This window comes from Winogradskyella psychrotolerans (assembly GCF_018860545.1).
In the GTDB taxonomy this organism is placed as follows: domain Bacteria; phylum Bacteroidota; class Bacteroidia; order Flavobacteriales; family Flavobacteriaceae; genus Winogradskyella; species Winogradskyella psychrotolerans_A.
In genome coordinates this window covers 1-19308 of the sequence record NZ_JAHKPN010000035.1, presented here as the reverse complement: position 1 = coordinate 19308, position 19308 = coordinate 1, and the positions used below count along the sequence as shown (strand labels likewise).

Annotated in this window: 18 protein-coding genes and 1 pseudogene; 4 read left to right on the top strand and 15 right to left on the bottom strand. The window is 33.4% G+C overall.

All coding sequences use genetic code 11. The features are described 5' to 3' along the window. Nucleotides 1-7: 7 nt before the first annotated feature. From KO515_RS11955 to KO515_RS11945, 3 genes are all read right to left on the bottom strand, one after another. Nucleotides 8-3010 carry an amidohydrolase family protein gene (locus tag KO515_RS11955; protein ID WP_252723856.1) on the bottom strand — a complete coding sequence of 1001 codons (3003 nt, stop codon included), beginning with the start codon at nucleotides 3008-3010 and terminating at the stop codon, nucleotides 8-10. 86 nt (nucleotides 3011-3096) lie between these two features. Further along, nucleotides 3097-4164: a DUF3810 domain-containing protein gene (locus KO515_RS11950; protein ID WP_215936580.1), complete on the bottom strand. Its 1068-nt coding sequence runs from the start codon at nucleotides 4162-4164 to the stop codon at nucleotides 3097-3099. A gap of 254 nt (nucleotides 4165-4418) precedes the next feature. Next, the gene (locus KO515_RS11945; protein WP_215936579.1) at nucleotides 4419-6041 is read right to left on the bottom strand and encodes a glycoside hydrolase family 30 protein; all 1623 of its coding nucleotides are present in this window, start codon (nucleotides 6039-6041) and stop codon (nucleotides 4419-4421) included. 217 nt (nucleotides 6042-6258) lie between these two features. Between KO515_RS11945 and KO515_RS11940 the strand changes: the two genes are divergently transcribed. Continuing rightward, nucleotides 6259-7722: an aminoacyl-histidine dipeptidase gene (locus tag KO515_RS11940; RefSeq protein ID WP_215936578.1), complete on the top strand. Its 1464-nt coding sequence runs from the start codon at nucleotides 6259-6261 to the stop codon at nucleotides 7720-7722. 117 nt (nucleotides 7723-7839) lie between these two features. Here the strand turns inward: KO515_RS11940 and KO515_RS11935 are convergent, their stop codons facing one another. The 3 genes from KO515_RS11935 to KO515_RS11925 all read right to left on the bottom strand — a co-directional run bounded on the left by KO515_RS11935 (nucleotide 7840) and on the right by KO515_RS11925 (nucleotide 10721). Further along, complete coding sequence (locus KO515_RS11935; RefSeq protein WP_215936577.1) at nucleotides 7840-9057, bottom strand: peptidylprolyl isomerase; 1218 nt, start codon at nucleotides 9055-9057, stop codon at nucleotides 7840-7842. Beyond that, entirely contained in the window at nucleotides 9050-9583 is a 534-nt protein-coding gene (gldI, locus tag KO515_RS11930) for a gliding motility-associated peptidyl-prolyl isomerase GldI (protein ID WP_215936576.1), read from the bottom strand. Before gldI ends, KO515_RS11935 begins: the two co-directional genes overlap by 8 nt. A gap of 118 nt (nucleotides 9584-9701) precedes the next feature. Then, complete coding sequence (locus tag KO515_RS11925) at nucleotides 9702-10721, bottom strand: DHH family phosphoesterase (protein WP_215936575.1); 1020 nt, start codon at nucleotides 10719-10721, stop codon at nucleotides 9702-9704. A gap of 388 nt (nucleotides 10722-11109) precedes the next feature. Here KO515_RS11925 and KO515_RS11920 point away from each other — a divergent pair, with 388 nt between their 5' ends. Beyond that, on the top strand, nucleotides 11110-11529 hold the full coding sequence (locus KO515_RS11920) for a nucleoside-diphosphate kinase (RefSeq protein WP_215936574.1): 420 nt from the start codon (nucleotides 11110-11112) through the stop codon (nucleotides 11527-11529). A 107-nt stretch (nucleotides 11530-11636) separates the two neighbouring features. Here KO515_RS11920 and KO515_RS18820 read toward each other — a convergent pair. The 5 genes and pseudogenes from KO515_RS18820 to KO515_RS11900 form a co-directional block, all read right to left on the bottom strand. Next, nucleotides 11637-11900, bottom strand: a pseudogene (locus tag KO515_RS18820) (Fic family protein); the annotation flags it as partial. 445 nt (nucleotides 11901-12345) lie between these two features. Beyond that, on the bottom strand, nucleotides 12346-12729 hold the full coding sequence (locus KO515_RS11915; RefSeq protein ID WP_215936573.1) for a rhodanese-like domain-containing protein: 384 nt from the start codon (nucleotides 12727-12729) through the stop codon (nucleotides 12346-12348). Next, nucleotides 12726-12959, bottom strand: a complete 234-nt coding sequence (locus tag KO515_RS11910) for a DUF3817 domain-containing protein (protein ID WP_252723861.1) — start codon at nucleotides 12957-12959, stop codon at nucleotides 12726-12728. Before KO515_RS11910 ends, KO515_RS11915 begins: the two co-directional genes overlap by 4 nt. 604 nt (nucleotides 12960-13563) lie before the next feature. Next, entirely contained in the window at nucleotides 13564-14475 is a 912-nt protein-coding gene (locus KO515_RS11905; RefSeq protein WP_215936572.1) for a helix-turn-helix domain-containing protein, read from the bottom strand. Between the two features lie 140 nt (nucleotides 14476-14615). Further along, nucleotides 14616-15212, bottom strand: a complete 597-nt coding sequence (locus KO515_RS11900) for a TetR/AcrR family transcriptional regulator (protein WP_215936571.1) — start codon at nucleotides 15210-15212, stop codon at nucleotides 14616-14618. A 72-nt stretch (nucleotides 15213-15284) separates the two neighbouring features. Here KO515_RS11900 and KO515_RS11895 point away from each other — a divergent pair, with 72 nt between their 5' ends. Next, entirely contained in the window at nucleotides 15285-15719 is a 435-nt protein-coding gene (locus KO515_RS11895; protein WP_215936570.1) for a cupin domain-containing protein, read from the top strand. A 171-nt stretch (nucleotides 15720-15890) separates the two neighbouring features. On the opposite strand, the gene KO515_RS11890 is transcribed toward KO515_RS11895, so the two are convergent. From KO515_RS11890 to KO515_RS11875, 4 genes are all read right to left on the bottom strand, one after another. Then, on the bottom strand, nucleotides 15891-16358 hold the full coding sequence (locus KO515_RS11890; protein ID WP_215936569.1) for a hypothetical protein: 468 nt from the start codon (nucleotides 16356-16358) through the stop codon (nucleotides 15891-15893). Nucleotides 16359-16497: 139 nt separating this feature from the next. Next, nucleotides 16498-16944 (bottom strand): UPF0158 family protein, encoded by a 447-nt coding sequence (locus KO515_RS11885; protein WP_215936568.1) that lies wholly within the window; start codon nucleotides 16942-16944, stop codon nucleotides 16498-16500. Nucleotides 16945-17043: 99 nt separating this feature from the next. Further along, complete coding sequence (locus KO515_RS11880; RefSeq protein ID WP_179314795.1) at nucleotides 17044-17814, bottom strand: hypothetical protein; 771 nt, start codon at nucleotides 17812-17814, stop codon at nucleotides 17044-17046. Beyond that, complete coding sequence (locus tag KO515_RS11875) at nucleotides 17815-18180, bottom strand: hypothetical protein (RefSeq protein ID WP_215936567.1); 366 nt, start codon at nucleotides 18178-18180, stop codon at nucleotides 17815-17817. 232 nt (nucleotides 18181-18412) lie between these two features. On the opposite strand from KO515_RS11875, the gene KO515_RS11870 reads away from it, so the two are divergent. Further along, the coding region (locus tag KO515_RS11870; RefSeq protein ID WP_215936566.1) for an IS110 family transposase at nucleotides 18413-19308 on the top strand (896 nt) is incomplete at its 3' end.

Genomic DNA, 19308 nt, shown 5'->3' with positions numbered 1-19308 from the left:
ATCGTTTTTAGTGTTGATATGAATCCATGGTGTCACAATGCATTATTTTTTCTTCTTTCTTTTTTACAGGCTGTGTCTTTAGGCCTTTGTTTTTATCTTGAAGCATTAAATTGATAAGTTCACTTTTTTCTTTTTTAATGGCGTCACGCATTTCTTTGTCATGTTCCAAATCGAAATACGTCACCCCTTCAATGATTGTTTTTTCGGCTTTGGCATAAATGGATAAGGGATGATCTGACCATAATACCACATCGGCATCTTTACCTACTTTTAAACTTCCAACTCTCTCATCGAGATGTAATAATTTAGCCGGATTTAACGTCACAAATTTCCAAGCTTCTTCTTCGCTAACCCCTCCGTATTTCACCGATTTTGCAGCTTCTTGGTTTAAACGACGCGACATTTCAGGGTCATCACTGTTTATCGCGACTGTAATACCTGCATTGTGCATAATTGCTGCATTGTAAGGAATTGCATCATTAACTTCGTATTTGTAAGCCCACCAATCACTAAAGGTAGAGCCTCCAGCTCCATGAGCTTTCATTTTATCAGCGACTTTATAACCTTCCAAGATATGCGTGAAGGTGTTAATTTTAAAATCGAATTGATCAGCAACTTTCATCAACATATTAATTTCGCTTTGTACGTAAGAATGACAAGAAATAAACCGTTCTCCATTTAGGATTTCAGCAAGTGTTTCCATTTCCATATCTTTTCTATACGGTTTTCCGCTTTTCTTTGCTTCATCATAAGCTTTTGCTCTTGTAAAATAATCTACAAACACTTGTTCCACTCCCATTCTTGATTGTGGGAAACGCGAATTGGTTCGGCTTCGTGATTGTTTTACGTTTTCACCTAAAGCGAATTTGATGAATTTTGGAGAGTCCTCATAGATTAAATCCTCAGCTGATGCTCCCCATTTTAGTTTAATTATGGCAGAACGTCCACCAATAGGGTTGGCAGAGCCATGTAAAATTTGAATTGATGTTACACCACCTGCTAAATTTCTATAAATTCCAATATCTTCATCGTCAATAACATCTTCAATGGTAACTTCTGCGGAAGAGTTTTGTCCTCCTTCATTTATAGAGGCTGCAGCGAGATGGGAATGTTCATCGATAATACCAGCAGTGATGTGTTTTCCTGTCGCATCAATAACTTTCGCGTTTTTACTAGAAAGATCTTTACCAATTTTTGAAATTTTACCATCTTTAATTAAGACGTCTGTATGTTCTAAAATACCTTCGCTTTCATTAGTCCAAACCGTTGCGTTTTTAAATAATAAGGTTTCCGATTTTGGTTGTTCTGTAAATCCGTATGCCAAATTAGGGTAGGTGATAGGACTCATAAAAGGATCGGCATCCGTTTTGTATCCACCTTTCTTTTTATTTTGGTCGTTGATCGAGACCGAAGCATCTTTTTTATCTGATGTGTTTTCTTTCACTTTTACGGCATTAAATGATAATTCGTTTCCATTTGGTAATATGGCTTTTCCGTTTAAAGTATGATCCTTTGTGGAGTTAGCTACAATTCTTATGAATTCTGTTTGAGTACTATCCGCTGTTTTAAAAGTGAGGTTGAGCCAATCGTCGGCATAATTAATTTTAGTACCTAACGTTTTGGCGTTGCTTTCCAATTGAGCTTTTGGTTGACTAGTGCTTTTTGAAATGCTCAGTTTATAATCTTGGCCAGCCAATTTAAAATTGTAGTCACCATCTATATCTTTAGTGTCTATGTTTTCAATTATATGCGCTGAACCTTGTACCCAATTTTCATAGAGCTTTGTTTTCTTTTCAAAAATGTCACCATCTGTTATTAAGAAATTGGCATAGCTTCCAACTTTTAACGTGCCTAAAACATCTGATTTCCCTAATAAAGAAGCGGGAATGGTTGTTAAGGCTTCTAATGCTTTTTGTTTGGATAATCCGTTCTCTATGGCTTTCATCAAATTTGAGGAAAAGGCTTTGTTCGATTTTAAACCATGTGTTGTTAATGCGAATTTTATACCGTTTTCGGCTAATAGCCTTGGGTTGTGTGGTTCTTGATTCCAAGAGCGCATATCACTTAAAGACAATGTGCTTGTTAAGAAGGGATCATCAACATTGTACGCCAATTGAAAATTTATTGGTAAAATAATAGTAGCGTTAGTTCCTTTTATTTCATCAATACGTTCATATTCATCACCTCCTCCCACTATGGTATATTGAATGTTGAAAGCATCACCAACTTTATCCGCTCTCATAAGATTCGCTCTACTACCGGCTTCAAAAATTTGAGGCAAGTTCTTGTGATTATTTAGGGCTTCTAGTGACAAATCTTTCGTAGCAATATGGCCAGCTTCATACCATTTAGCATCGTCATACATTTGACGCAATAAAGCCATGCTTCCCATAATAGAAGACGGATAGCGTTGTTGTGAGCGCACACTTTTTCTAAATGAGAAGTGTTGCGATGTTTTTCCATCAACAATACGCATGGCATTGTCTGCATTATTATTCAGTGCAATTAACGCTCCTGTGCCGCGTACAACACCATCTGGCATGTGTGTGTTTACGACTCCAAAGCCTAATTTGTGGAGTTCAGAAGCAGATTTGGCATCATATTTAAAACTCGTCATAACGTCTTGTTCGGGCATCACATGATCATTCCAGTAATACCCGCTTCGGCTTGCTCCATATTGCGGGCCATTGCCACCTCGCTTTGGGTCTTCTACACCAAATGTGGTATACATGTCTATAAATGAAGGATAAATGGTTTTTCCGGTTAAATTAATCTTTGTAGTGTTCTTTGGAATGTTTACCGATTTTCCAACGCTAACAACTTTGCCATCCTTAATTAGGAGCGTTGCATTGTCTATAGTTTCAGTTGGAGATACATGGATTGTAGCATTTGTAAATGCCGTGTAATTAGAATTATTTGCAATAACTCCCGAGTTGCTAGGGAAGTAGTCTTGTGCAAATAATGAAAAACTGCACATAAAAATGAGCAGCCGTAGATGGACTTTAATCATATATAATGGTTGGTTAGTTGAATTCTAAAGATAGGAATTTCACATTAAAGTGAAATTTAATTTCAGGATTTTAACGTTTACAGTTGCTATAAGATGCGATTGTCGTAATAATTAACTAAAAGTGCAACGACATAACTGTAACTTTTCATGCCAGCAGATTGGTTATTCGCTTTTAGGAAACTATCAAAAGTCTTTTCAAAAACAGGTTCTATTGGGTTTTCGTAGGCTTCCCAAAATGCTCGTACCTCTTGGTAGTTTTTTATGATGCCTATGTTTACCGTTAAAATCATACGATCATACAGCTCTGGATCTCTTTTAAATAGTTCCGCTAAACAATAGCGAAGTGCAAACGTATAACCCGAATATTTAAAGTAAACATCTTCATTATGAATGGCGGCTAAACTCCCAATGAAATTAGCTTCATTTTCTGCAGCATAGCCCAATTGATGAGCGGCTTCATGACAAGATGTTGTTGGAAATTTGTAGGTTGAAATTAATCCGTTGACCTGTGCTTCATTAGTGAATGGGTTGAGGTAACCCGAAAAACCCATATAGGTCAATGGCAGACTATAAATAGATTTTTTGATGCTTTTTGGATGGTATTCAAGGTGTGGATATTCTTTAGAAAGTATTTGGTAGCCATCTTTTACTTTATCAAAAATTTCAGATTTGGTATAAGGCAATCGCACTTTTAAGGTGTCACTATTGGCCAATTGAAGTTGTAAACTATTTGATTTATCAATTAAGCGTTTTGTAAATGTCACCAGTTGTTCTGTAGTATAATCCGCCTCAAGTTGTAAGGATTTATTAAGTGGTTGTCTGTAATAATTAAAAGCCCAAAGCATGTGAAAAGCAAAATAGGCTACAGATAATGTGGCTCCAATATCTAATAACCAGTTTATGGTGTCTTTAAAAATACGTTTTCTATTGACTATAAGCCATCTGATAAGGTAGATTCCGGCTAACGTATAAAAGAGGTCTCCAACAGAAAATGGTAACCATCCAAATGTATAGCGCATTAATTTTGAAATAAATACGTAAAGTCCGTTGCTGTAAAATTGTTCAACAAACTCAGGGTAATGCTTTAATTGTGATAATAAAAGCAATTGAACTCCGAAGAAAAAAACAAGAATTAATTTTTTGTTTTTACGCATGACTCAAAAATAGGGAAAAGTTTGGATTGCGTTTTTTATTTTTCAATCAAAAATACTGCGAAGTTATTACTGAGCTTTTGAGTCTGAATGTTTTGGTAAGACTTCTTAATTTTGTCTTGCAGAAAAGAAGTCGTTTGCGAGTGTTAAATTGACAGATGCGCTTTTAAAATATGTTCATTTTCGTGTTGATAACGAAAATGAACACATTAAATTTTTAGAGAAACGTTAATGAGGTAAGTGAACCTAATTAGTTCTTACTTGCTTTTTAAATGAATGGTTTGCATCGCTCTAGGGGCAATCTGAGCGGTATAAGTTTTAGTGTCTAATTTAATTGTTACTTCATGTGCTTCTTCATTATTGTTGTACACCACAACTGCCATTGAGCCATCAGGGTTTTTAGCAGCAGTATAAATTAGGCCGTCAACGTTATCTCCTTTTAATGCAATGCGGTGGGCATCCGGACGGATAAATTTGCTAAAATGGCTTAATAAATAATAAAGCGGTGTGTAAATTACTTCGTCAGTAATTGGATTGATAAGTACCGGTGCACTATTAAAATTATCGTAAGGATTGGGTTGCCCTTTATGACTCAAAATACTACACCACTCAACGTAACCTTGTGTTCCATGATTTAGATCGGTAATGATATCGTTAGCATACGTTTCAAAAGGAACAAACGTACCTGCGTAATCGGTACTTGCTCTCCAATACTGACCAATAGGATCATTCGCATCAATATCGATACTAGACTCGGTATGAATCATCGCTTTGTTTGGCCAATTTTTTTGTAACTCCCCTAATTCTTTAGCATACCAATTGTTCTTTTTTAACTCCGAATTTGTGTACCAGTGAAAACCAGTTCCCCAAGCATATTTAGACGCTTCTGGGTCTTCATACGTTTTGGATACATAGTCATTCATTGTAGATTTATTGTGGTCATAAATTAGAATACGTAAACCAGATTCTAAATCATCAAGATTAAGATGGCCATCTTTAACAAGTTGTGGCCCTAAATGATCTCTTAAAAAATCGCGACCTTGTTCAGGTGTAAAGCCGTTACTGTCCCATTGTGCATCATGAGCGTGTAAGGGTTCGTTTTGAGGTGTCATTCCCCAAAGCTCAATACCTTGTTCTTTATATGCTGTAACATATTTGGACATGTATTCTGCCCAAAGGCCATAATATTCTGGAAGTAAACTACCGTTTGTCATTGTAGATGTTTCTCCAGATTTCATCCAAGATGGTGGACTCCAAGGTGAAGCGATAATTTTAAAGTCAGCACCAGGAATACTAGATGCTTCTAAAATCATAGGAATAAGATCATAACTAGGCTCGACTAATTCAATATCACGAACCTGATCATTTTCGTCTCCCGAAAATCCTTTCATATCTTCATGAATGCTGAACGTAGAAAGGTCTTCGTCTCCTTCTTCAATATAGGTGTAATGTGTATTTGAGTAATCACTACTATTTATATGGGTTCTTGTAAGTGTGAAACCAGCACCTTCCGTTGGACTAAAAAGTTTCGTTAAAACGTCCTTTCTAGCTGCAACAGGAATCGTTGCTAAATTCCATGCTGAAGATTCAGTAAAAGAAGCACCAAAACCATAGTACTTTTGAAATACATCGTCTGGAAATAATTCTAAGGTGACCTTCTTTATATCAGCAGACGTGGTTGTAACGTTGTCATTAGACAATAATTTAAGGTTATCACCAGCTTGTGATGTTTGATATACCTCTGAAACGTAACTATCGTAAGCACTTTTTTCGGATTTAGATGTGCAACTGACGAACACAAGAGCGATAACTAAGACGTGCAACCCTGTGAGTGTTTTAAGGTAATTTTTTCGGTTTTCTTTTGCGTTTAATGTTTCCATTTGGTTTGGTGTTTTTGCTACTAATTATGGCTTGTAAAGATACATAATGAATCTGTGAATTTATTGTATAAAAAGAGAAAAATAGGACAGAAAATCAGTCGCATATTTGTAATAAATTAAATTCTTTATAGGTCTGTTTTCAATTCTGAAACAAGTTTATAATGTCATCATATTGATTATCGTATTTTGTACCTTTGCACATCTAAAAACAAGATTTATGAGTTCAGAAATAAGAGCCTTAGAGCCAAAACAACTATGGAATAAATTTGCAGATTTAAATGCTGTGCCACGACCTTCTAAAAAGGAAGAACGTGTAATTCAATTTATGAAGGATTTCGGTAATAATTTAGGTTTAGAAACGATAGAAGATGAGGTTGGTAATGTTATTATTCGCAAGCCAGCATCTAAAGGGATGGAGGATCGTAAGGCCATTGTAATGCAATCGCATTTAGACATGGTGCACCAAAAAAATAATGATACCGTTTTTAATTTTGACGAACAGGGTATCGACATGCATATTGAAGGAGATTGGGTAAAAGCGAAAGGCACCACCCTTGGAGCTGATAATGGTTTAGGTGTTGCTACCATCATGGCTATTTTAGAGAGTGATACGATTGCGCATCCTACGTTAGAAGCTTTGTTTACAATTGATGAAGAAACTGGCATGACAGGTGCTAAAGGTTTAAAAGGAGGCTTGCTTCATGGTGAGATTCTTTTGAATTTAGACACGGAAGAAGATGATGAAATTGGGGTTGGTTGTGCAGGTGGAGTCGATGTGACGGCTACACGAGATTATAAAGAAGAAGAAACTCCTGAATTTAAAATAGGTTATACCATTACTGTAAAAGGCTTACAAGGAGGGCACTCAGGCATGCAAATTCATGAAGGTTTAGGAAATGCCAATAAGTTAATGAACCGTTTATTATTTGATGGTTTTGAGAACTTTGGACTTCGTATTTCTGAAATTGATGGAGGAAGTTTAAGAAATGCTATTCCTAGGGAAAGTAATGCTATTGTTGCTATTGATGCTGTACATGAAGCTGCTTTTGAAGCTGAAATGGTGGAAAATGCAGAACTGCTTAAGTTTGAATTTAAAACGATGGAACCAGATTTAGAAATTGTCGTTTCTAAAACAGAGACCCCAGAGAAAATTATGGACTTAGGTGTGCAAGAAGGTTTAACGAGAGCCTTGTATGCGGCACACAATGGTGTTTACAGAATGAGTCCAGATATTGAAGGTTTAGTAGAAACATCAAATAATATTGCTAGAGTCATTGTAAAAGATGGCCACATAAAAATAGGTTGTCTAACGCGTAGTTCTGTAGAAAGTACTAAATTAGATTTAGCGAATACCTTGCGTGCTACTTTTGAATTAACAGGTTGTGAAGTGGAACTCTCTGGTGATTATCCAGGATGGGCACCAAATATGGATTCTGACATTTTAAAAGTTATGGTGCCTATATACGAACGCTTAAATAATGGTGAAAAACCTCATGTTGCCGCTTGCCATGCAGGTTTAGAATGTGGGATTCTAGGTACTAATTATCCAGACATGGATATGATTAGTTTTGGCCCTAATATTAAGGGCGCACACTCTCCTGACGAACGTGCTCAGATTTCTTCTGCACAGAAGTATTGGGAATTTGTTCTTGAGATATTAAAAAATATCCCAAAAGCTTAATTTAAAAAAAAGACTTGTTAAGTATTAAAACCTGACAAGTCTAAGTTGTTATAAAAAAAAGCAGCTATTCAATAATATTATTGAATAGCTGCTTTTCTGTATATGGTGATTATAGTATTACTTAATACTTACTAGTTCAATATCAAACACAAGGTTGGCATTTGCAGGAATTACTGGTGGGTTTCCACGTTCTCCATAGCCTAAATAATAAGGTATGAATACTCTAGCTTTGTCCCCAATTTTCATGTTTAACATGGCTTCTCTAAAACCAGCAATTAAAGTGGCGGTTTCATTATATGGCATATCAAAAGGAGCATAACGACCAGCTTTATCTTGTCTTTCGTCATATTTACCATTTTTCTCAGCAACATCCTTTAAGGTTGTCCAAAAAAGATCACCATTTTCTAAATATCCAGCACAATCAATATTTACACGTTGCGAAGCATTTGGCTTTTCACCATTACTTTCGTGTGTAAAAATCATGGCCATACCTGTTGGTGATTCAATTTTTCGTCCTGTTAATTCTTCGTTCTTTTTTAAGAATTCAGTTTTAGCAACATCAGCTTTTGCTTTCGCTTCTTTTTTCGCTTCTTCTGCTTTTGCAGCAGCTTCAAGTTTTGCAGCAGCAACTCTTTCCTTAATTTTTGGAAGTTCTTCTGTAAACACTTTAGGAGCATCAAATTTCTTCGCTACGGATCCTTTGCGTATAATATTTAATTTGGTAATGACTACATCTTCTAAAGGCTTGTTAGATCCTGGTGCTACTTTTACATTAGATATAGTATCTAGTACATTAAACCCTTTTACCAATTCTCCAAAAACAGCATGGCAGGCCACTCTAGGGTTAGAACAATCTCTTAGATTACCATTTTCATCATAACCGTCTAACCATGGAGTTACTTTTTCTGTTATAAAAAATTGACTACCATTAGAGTTTACTCCTCCATTAGCCATAGATAACATACCAGGCTTATCATGTTTATATTCTGGAACTAATTCATCTTCAAATTTATATCCAGGATCACCCGTTCCTGTTGCTGTTGGGTCACCTCCTTGAATCATAAAGTTGTTCATTACACGGTGAAATGTTAAACCATCATAATACCGTTTTCCTTTATACTCTTCTTTAACTAAAGGATGGTTTCCTTCGGCTAAAGCCACAAAATTAGCTACCGTTACTGGTGCTTTCTCAAAAAAGAGTTGAGCAACCATCGTATCTTTTGAGGTTATAAATTCGGCATAAATACCATCTTCTAAATCAGGATAATTTTCTTGGCAAGACGTATTTGTTAATACTAATAGCGCAACGACTGCTGTAAGTGCTTGTTTAATCATTTTTCTTAGTTATAGTGTTTAAAGTTACTTCACAAATTAACGGAACATTAGTTCCTACTTTACCTTCATCTCCATAATATCCATAGGCTTTTTGAGATGGAAAGATGAATGTTGCTGTTTCAGTTGGTTTTAAAAGTTTTAAACCTTCACGTAAACCGGTGAACAATTCTTCTTTGTCCATGATGTAGGTTTTATTTGTTTCTGCATAAATTTCATCACCTTCAATATTTGAAACATCAAACGTAAAATGTATCACATCACCAAATTGTGGTTGTATGGTGTCGCTTTCAATTTTGGTTTGGTAATAATACCAAAATCCACTTTCTGAAGCGATATACTCTTTATCAGGATTACTCTCTATAATATCTTGAATTTGCTGGTGCTCTAATTCATTTAACTTTTTATTCCGTTCTGCAGAAGCTTTTAAGAATGAACCCGATTGTACCGATTCTGGTAAGCGTGCTTCTGGCGGTTTACAACTGAAACACAGTAGTAATATAAAGGTAAGTATGAGTAGGTTTTTCATATGTTTATTGTTTTTTAACAGTCACATGCTATTCATTAGTAATCATCGTTTTTAGTGATTATATAACGAACGTGCTCGTTTCATAATATAATAGTTATGCGATACCAATTTAGGGGTTTCATTGGGTTAAATCGTTTTTATATTGCGGTAATATACTAATAAATTTATTTATTGTGGTTTGCATATCATCTTCACTTCGTCCTCCAGCGGCATTGGTATGACCTCCTCCGTTAAAATATGCTCTCGAAAATTCATTAACCGAAAACTCACCTTTACTACGCAATGATATCTTTATAATTTGATCTTGCTGACTCTCAATAAAAATAGCAGCAAAAATAATATCTTTTAAGGATAATGCATAATTAACAAAGCCTTCTGTATCTCCTTTTTTGAAATTGAATTCATCCAATTCAGCCTGAGATAGTGTAATATAAGCCGTTCTTAAATCCGGAATAACCTTTAAATTCTGCATGGCTCTTCCTAATAATTGTAAGCGACTATAGCTATTAGTATCATATATATTATTATGAATTTGAGAATTTTCAGCTCCTTTTTCAATTAAATTTCCAATAACCTGATGTGTTCTACTCGTGGTGGCCGGAAAGCGGAAAGAGCCTGTGTCTGTCATTATACCAACATACAAACAGGTTGCTATGGTCGCATTAATTTTATCATCATCGCCAAGCATTTCAATGACATTATAAACCATTTCACAAGTAGAGGACATGCTAACATCAGAATACATGTATTCGGCATAATCATCGGGTTGCTGATGATGGTCTATCATCACTTTAATGGCTTTGGAAGGTTCTAAAACTTCAGCCATTTGATGTCCTGCGCGATGAAAGGCATTAAAATCTAACGTAAAAATAAGATCAGCATTATTTATAAGTGTAGAACTTTCGTCTGGTGCTGTTTCAAATTTTAAAACGGTGTCGTCTCCGGGTAACCACTTTAAAAAATCGGGATAATCATTAGGTGCAATAACCACGGCATTATGATTATAAAGTTTTAGATAGTGATACAAGGCTAAGGTTGACCCCATAGCATCGCCATCTGGATTTCTATGTGGAACAATAACGATGTTCTTAGGTAAACTTAAGAGTGCTTTTAATTGCGGAATTTGTGCTTTGATCATATATGGCGAAGATACGTTTTTTAGATATTTTGTAGACTGCTTTTAATATGAAATTATAATTCTTGTCCCTGCGATTCACGTGGAACTCTATTGTTATGATAATTACCGGTTCTAGCTATAACATTGCAGAAAATGCAATGCCACTCGAGTTGACATTAGAGACTACAACCTTAGATAATATGGTTGTAGCGAGAAAAGCGTCGCGTTAATTCATTTAAATAATTGAAGGTTTTCCAATCTTATTAATAATATGATGTTGTGGTAGCTCTTTATATTTTTATTTAGAATCAGTTATTTGTGCGCTTATTTGGTAACATATATTTAATAAAAACGGCACTTGATTAATTAAAGAAATATATTACTTTTGCACCTCATTTAAAAAAAATACATGGCAACTAACAGAACATTTACAATGTTAAAGCCTGATGCTGTTGAAAAAGGACACATTGGCGCAATATTAGAAAAAATTTCAGCTTCAGGATTTAGAATCGTAGCAATGAAATTAACACAAATGACTTCAGCAGACGCTAAGGAGTTTTACGCAATACACAATGAACGTCCATTTTTTGGAGAGTTAGTAGAATATATGACTCGTGGACCAATCGTGGCAGCTGTTTTAGAAAAAGAAAATGCAGTTGAAGATTTTAGAACCTTAATTGGTGCGACTAATCCTGCTGATGCAGCGGAAGGAACTATCCGTAAATTATATGCAGCTTCTATTGGAGAAAATGCAGTTCACGGAAGTGATAGTGATGAAAATGCAGCTATTGAAAGTGCTTTTCATTTTGCTGGAAGAGATATGTTTTAATAAAAACATGATATAATATTTAAAAAAAGACTGTCTTAATTGATGGTCTTTTTTTTGTTTTGATTTGAGGAATGACCAAAATTGAGATTGTAGGCTTCCCCAAAAATGTATGCTTCTAAATTCTCATAGATTTTGATTGCATTTAAAACTACGAGAACATCTTTTTTAGGACCACTAACTCTTTTATTCTCTAAAAGCGCTGTAACTTGTTCTTCAGTAAGTGTGTTACCTTCTATTTTTAACGAAGAATGAATAGTTTTAATTCTATTCTGGTTTCTCAGTTTAGGTGAAGGTCTGTTTAATAAATTAGTATTTACTTCTCCTATTTTTTCTGAAATAGAGGATATTAATTTTAAAATAGTAGAGGTTATTTAGTAAGGTGGTTTCATCTTTGGTAGTATCATTTGATACAATCAAAGAGATAATCATTAATCTAAATTATCTTATGTAAGGGGGAATTTTTTAATTTGACACAATGTGATTGTGTAAGGATTACTTCGTTTTTTAAGATTTAATTTAGCAAATAATTACAGATTAGGAAAGTCTGCGAAGACTTTTGTAAGTAGGCAAGAGCCAAGAAATTAATTATATATGGTTTTACCTATGGGCTTTATTTTAACTCCTCGCAATGAAAATCAAATATTCTGAATAAGAAGATAATTAATTCAGTTTTAGTTTCTTTAATATCAATTCTGAAAATATTGTCACAATCTTCAAGGTCAAAATTCCATTTTGAATAGGGGAAAAGCTTATTGATATATATCTTTAGCTGTTGAATTTCACTTTCTGTAGTTACAGAGGTTTTAAATACAGATATCATTCTTTTAAGCTAATTTTTTGAATTATAGTCAGTAAGTCAGACATAGCTCCACCATTGAAAACCTTTTTGAAGCCTTTATCTTTTAAAATATTTTTCACTTTTACACTTCGTAATCCGTGTGAGCAATATGTAATATAGATTTTAGTTGAATCTAATTCAATATATCGTTCTCTAATTGTTCCTAAAGACATATTTATAGAACCTTCAATATGACCTTTATTATATTCGCTATCTGTCCTTACATCAAGTATAATGGCGCCTTTTATAATTTTTTTTCTTAAACCGTGATCTATGGTGTTGTAACGATAAATTCTATTGAACACAAAGAATAGCATCACGACAGTAAGAATAATGCTGATTAGTATATAACTTGTTTTCATAATTTGCTTAAAATTTTATAGTCAATATAAAAAGTTCCAAATGGTATAATGCAGGCTATTAAAACTTTCCAAGTTGTGGTTTTGAATTTCCAATTATATTCTGTGCCTACACTTATGGTGTTAAATATGAATAACAAGAATAAGATACCGTGAATTGGGCCTAATATTGAAGATATGGAAGTAACGCCGTAAATGTATTTGAGAGGTAGTGATACAACAACTAGAATCAACAAGGAAAATCCTTCTAAAAAATGCAAGCATACGTAATCTAACTAAACTGGAATTGAAAAATTGTTTCATTTAAAATAGTCTTAAAAGTGGTCTATTAGCCAAAGGCGAAAACGGCCAGGGAATTGCTATAAAAATTATTATTAATCCCATTGAAAAATAAGTCAACATAGTTCTAAATTTTTCTATATCTGTTTTCTTTCGTTTTGCTTTTGCTGACCCTATGGTAATTATAATCAGTGCTGTAACCATCAGAATAGAATGAAACAGACCAAAAAATGTTAAATTCCAATTCGTGATTAGGTTTTTAAAATTGGAAAAGTAATATTTTGTAAGAGGACTTTTTATGTATACAAGCATACCAATAGTGAGTTGAATATGCGTTATTGTAGCTGTCCAATGACGTACTTTATTATCAAGACTTGTGAAGACCGATTGAGTATTCAATCCTTTGTAAGCTCTAAATATTGCATAACACAATGATAGTAATACAAGCCATCTAAGCATTGAATGTATGATGAGAATAGTAGAATACATAACCTTTTATTTTGTCCATGCAAAGGTCTGTTGTATTACGAGTTTTGAGTGTAAATATTTATTCCGTTATTAGGACTTTTCAATCAATATTCTAAATGCTTTGGGTGAAACTCCTTCACGTTTCTTAAAAAATCTTGTAAAATATGATACATCTAAATACCCCATTTCATAGGATATTTCGCTAATTGATAAGTTGGACTGATAGAGAAGATATTTAATTTCAATGAGTTTAATTTCATCAATAATTTCAGATGCAGATTTTGAAGTGGTCCTTCTTACAGATTTATTTAAGTGGTTAGGACTTATGTTCATCAACTTAGCAAAGTCAGCTACTTTTAGATTATCTTTTACCTTCTTATTTGCTAATATTCTAAATTGTTTAGTAATGTGATAAGACGCATTCTGTCTATTTAGATTTTTCAATCTATACAAGATTTTTAATTCTGTTAATAATGTATAAAGGTAAGCGTGAACAATATCAGGATTAGGTTTTTCATCCCTTTTAAATTCAGTAACTAACCTTTGAAAAACATTAAGAATTGCATGTTTCGAATCTAGATTAATTTGAATAATTGGGTAATTACCAGTGTTTAAAAAATGAAAATCTGACACCAAAGAACGATTGCCAAATTCTCTAACAAGTATCTCAGGGTGAAAATGACAGGTATATCCTTTGACATTTTTAGAAATATCTTCTGTTGAAAATACTGTACCTGCTTGTATTACTAAAATATGGTTAGGTGTAATTGTGTATTCTTTAAATCCAATTTTAGTTTTATATGAGCCTTCTGTAACAAAAATAAGCGTGTGACTTTCTTCCCTTGAAGGAGGTATTGGTTTAAAAACTCTTTCAATTAATTCTTCAATTTTTAGACAAAAGAAATCTTCAATATTCTTTTCAAAAAGCCTGTTAAGTTCAGGACTAGCGTTGAAGTATTCTTTGCGGAAAGTTTTAGAGTTATATGTTTTTATCTCAGACATTACATTTTCTATTTAGTGAGATGTTTCTTTAGCTTTTGGGTAACGGTTTTGTATAAGGAAAATCCTTGCACACAAACGAGAAACGACCTTTATGCAGGCCTAAACTAGCAATTTTTTTTATACGGTGTTAGCAACTGCCATTATTCAGTTCGGTCAATTGAAATTCCTTTTAGAAGAAGTTCCATTCCCCATTTTAGTAGTTTTTTTGATTCCTCATTGTTTAATCCGCAAACATCTTTTGTTACAATAAGGGGTTCAACCCCCATTAGAACAGTAAATAAGTTTTGAAGATTTTTGATTTCCGTTTTTGTTAAGTTAGTTTCATCCAACACCATTTTAAGCGTTTTGCTCCTTCTAGCTCCTCTTTTAGTATGTTGAGAATCCGATGTAAGTACAATACTTAAGTAATTCCTAAATGCATTTTCGTTGTCAAGGGTAAGATTATTATAATATTCTTGTACGCCCAAGATTTTATCTTTTATTTCCAAACCCTGTAAATTTTCATATATGGTTTTCGGGCTTTTTGTGTTGATGTCTATACCTGCTTCGGCAGACAATATGTCAATATTAGAGTAATATCGATATATCGTTGCCCTTGAAACCCCTGCTTTTTCAGCCACGTCTTCAAGTGTGAATTTTTCGGCATAATTCATAAGCGCTTGGGTGGTGGATAGTATTTTTTCCCGAGTTTCTTGCTTTTGCTTTACTCTTCCTTTTTTTAAATATTCATTTTTCATAAGACAAATATCTTATAAAATTTGTAAAATTCAAAAATACTTTTTATGTTTGTGAGACAAAAATCTTACAAAATGAATAACAATATAACAAAATGGGTGCTTGGACACCAGGTAACACCTTATGAAACGACAGGGGATTACGATTTAATGATGGGTGAAACACCCGCAACGGTACAAGGTCCACCACCACATTTACACCATTCTTTTAAAGAGGTATTTTTGATGGTAGAAGGCGAAATGGAGTTTATAATTAACGGTGAAATAAAAGTTTGTAAAGCAGGGGAATCAATTGATATTCCACCTGAAACATTGCATACATTCGGTAACAAGTCCAATCAGCCTTGTAAATGGATAAACATTCATAGTCCGAAAGGATTCCGCAATTTTTTTGAAACATTAGGGGTTTCTGTTAACGACCCAAATGCTCAAGAAAAGTCAGCAGCACCCGAAATTATTCAAGAGGTAATAAAAACAGCGGGTGATTATGATATGATAATTAAAATGTAGCCTTTATTCAGGACGGGTCAAGCTTGTTGCCTACGTGTTTGTGTATGGTTAGTTGCGTGGTTAAGCGACTAAGTTAGCAAACATTTACGAACCTGTTAATATTCCGCAGGAATATTCGCAACTAAGCTCAATAAAGCAATTAATTATACACGGTGTTGTAGGTAGTGTTTCTCATTGACTAGGGATTTCGCCTTTAATCCATTGTTCTTTCTGTTTATAGCCAGAACTGACAAAAAGAAAATTCTCTTTTTCAAAATCAACTAAACCTAATGCTATAACCAGATATTTTTCTCCTTCTAAGTATTCCTCATCAGTATTTTTTGAGTCAATTTTATTTAAATAGCCAACAACTCTAATCTTGTCTCCAATCACATTTTCCTCATTTTTGAACATTAAGACAGTCCATAAATAATTTCCATCTCCCAACTCTAATTTGTAGAAAGGTGTATTATTTCTGCTATTTTTTATTTCAAGAATATTCGAGTCATACGCAATCATTTTATTCGTGAATTTTTTAATCTTATTAAATTTTGTTTGGTCAAAGTTTGTCGGAAAAGATTTTTCAGTCACTTTATTAGTTTGTCCAAAAGACAATCCAATAGTGAAAGTTAAAAAGAGTAAAATCAAATTATTTTTCATTTGCGTTCTGTTTTTTACATTACCTAGAACGAGTTTGTATATGGTTTGTTGCGTGGTTTAAGCAATTAATTTAGTAAATAATTACCGACCAAGAAAGTCCGTGAGGACTTTCGTAAGTAGGCGAGAAGCCAGCAATAAATTATATACGGTGTTGTGCGCTGGCTTTTCCGCTATGTAATTGATTTTCTACTATTTTTTCCAATTCACTTTTCTTAAATTCAAACCAACTTTGTCTAAATTCAGAATGGTCGATTTTATGCTTAAAACTCTGAAATGGCTTTTTATTTGCTAAAATAGTTTCTAATTCCGACTTTAAATTTTGGTCAGGTAACTGCTCAACAAAAAGCTCCATGATTTTAAACGACTCAAAGCTATTTAATGTTTCAAATTTTATAAAATCCGTAGTGTGTTTTTCCACCTTTTCAATACTGTCACTAAAAGCTTCTTTAAATTCATCCTCGTCCAAAAATTGTGAAAAATTAGGAATTGCAACAATTTCGTCAGTTTTTGAATTGTAATAACAGTCAAATCCGCAATCTAATTCTTGCGCTATTTCCTTTATTATTTCTGATTGTCTTTTTTTCATTAGATAGCTCTTCTAGGATATTGTATATCTATTTTTGTAATTCTTTTGCCATTAGTTTTTATTCACTGTTAGCAAATCGTTTTTTTTTTTTTTTTTTAATTATTGAGTAAAATCAATTCCATAATAGATAGCCTCATAAATTACAATAGCAAGTATCCAATTATATTCCTTTTCATTGGGTTTTCTGTATAACTTCATTAAGTTTGAATATTTTACATCTCTTTCCCAAACTGTATCTTTTTGAATTGAGCTTTCGGGATGAAAGTCGTGAAATGGATTTCTAACAAATGTTCTTCTGTCAGAGTTTTTAACTACATATGCAAGTTTTTCATTATTGAGTTGCACGACATAAAAATCTGATGTGCTATTATTTCGATTAAATGAACCAATATTTTGGTTTGTGTCATCTATCAAATTAGTATTGTTAACAATTTTACCAATATAAGAGCCATTAAACTCGATTAAAATCTCATTATCTAATTGGTCATAATAAATTTCGTAGTCACTTGTCACAGCGAGTATTCTTGAGGTTAAATTAAAAGCACCTCTATCTATTTTTCTAAATGAAATAATACGTTCATTGTCTAAAGTTTTAATGTATCCATTAAATTTTCTTGTAAAACCTTTACTAAAATTAAAATCTAAATTATTTGATATTTTTTCTACATCATCAGATTGCCATTTAATCAAGTTCTTTTTTTTAGAACGAGCTTTTAAAATCAATTCTTTTTTTTCTTTAGTAAGAACATGAGTTGGTTGTTCCGAACGAGATTTTTTTATAACATATCTTAATAATAATACAATTCCAACTACAGGAATTGCAATGAATAAAAATGATAATATGCCAAATATTGTTGCTATTGTTTCCATTTATTTGCTTATTTTTTTACTATAAATATATCCAAAAGTGGCATAAACAATGAAATGTATAATGCTAACAAAAAAAGAAGAATCTAGGAAAAAATGAGTATAAATGAATGTTGCAATAACATAACCTCCATACAATAATATTCTATACATTTTTATTCCACTATAGATTTCAGAATAAATAAATTCTGGAAGTAAAATAGGTAGTATGGCAATAGCTAAAGGAATAAATAAATATGAGTTGCTAATTAATGGCCAAGGAATCATTAGGAAAAACACATATCCAAATAAAATACCCATATGTTGAAGGCTATTAAATTGTTTTCCAAAAATATTTACTTTGTAATCGTTGTCTATTCTAAATTTCATTATTCTCGTCGTTTCTCCAAAATGTTTGCCAACGTGTTTCTTTAGTTTGTAATAAATATCTTTATATAGAAAAAGAGGAGAACTATAACGTGTTTTAGATTAGTGATCTCTTACACGTACGAGTCCTCTCTTTCTATAAAGTTGCGAAGAACCATTTGGAATACCAGGAGAATTCACTCCCGATAAAGGAAGTAGTTAAAGCAACATAATTATAAACTATAATTGTAAAAATATGAAAAATTACAAAGAAGTCGTTGGAATCGATGTTTCAAAAAACACACTAGATGCTTATTGTTATCAATCTCAGGTTCACCGGGAGTTTATTAACGATATTGTAGGGTATAAAAGCTTATTAAAATGGGTTTTAAAAACAACAAAAGCGGAAGATGTTTTTTACTGTTTTGAGAATACAGGCTATTACTCTTTAAAATTAGCGCTGTATCTAGATAGTCAAAAGATTATTTATGTAGAGGAAAGTCCATTAAAGATTAAGCGCAGCTCAGGTATCGTTAAAGAAAAGACAGATAAATTAGATGCGGCATTAATAGCGCGTTACGCTTGGCTTTACCGGGAAGAATTAAAACCAAGCCAAGTTAAGAGTAAGTCTCATTTAGAATTAGGTAGATTGCTAGCTTTACGTGATCTACTGGTTAGAAATAATGCAGGTTTAAAAGGTACGCTAAAAGAGATGAAAGTACTTTTATCTAGTCCAACCACAGACACAGGTTGTATTGCCTTAAAACGCAGTATTGATTACCAAGAAAAGCAAGTGAAGTCCATAGAGGATCGTATAAAAGAGATTATATCAACAGATGCATTGATGAGTAAGAATTATGAATTACTAACAAGTCTAAAAGGCATTGGATTAGTTGTAGCCTGTCAGCTTATCTACCACACAGGTAATTTTACGCGTTTTGATAGTTGGCGAGCCTTTTCAAGTTATTGTGGTACCGCACCATTTGAACATCGCTCAGGAACCAGTATTTACAAAAGAAAACAATGTCATTATTTAGGAGATCGGAAAATGAAGAGTTTGCTAAGTATGGCAAGTGTTTCAGCGATACAGCATGATAGCGAATTACGATTATATTACAATAGGAAATTAGCAGAGGGGAAGGATAAAATGCT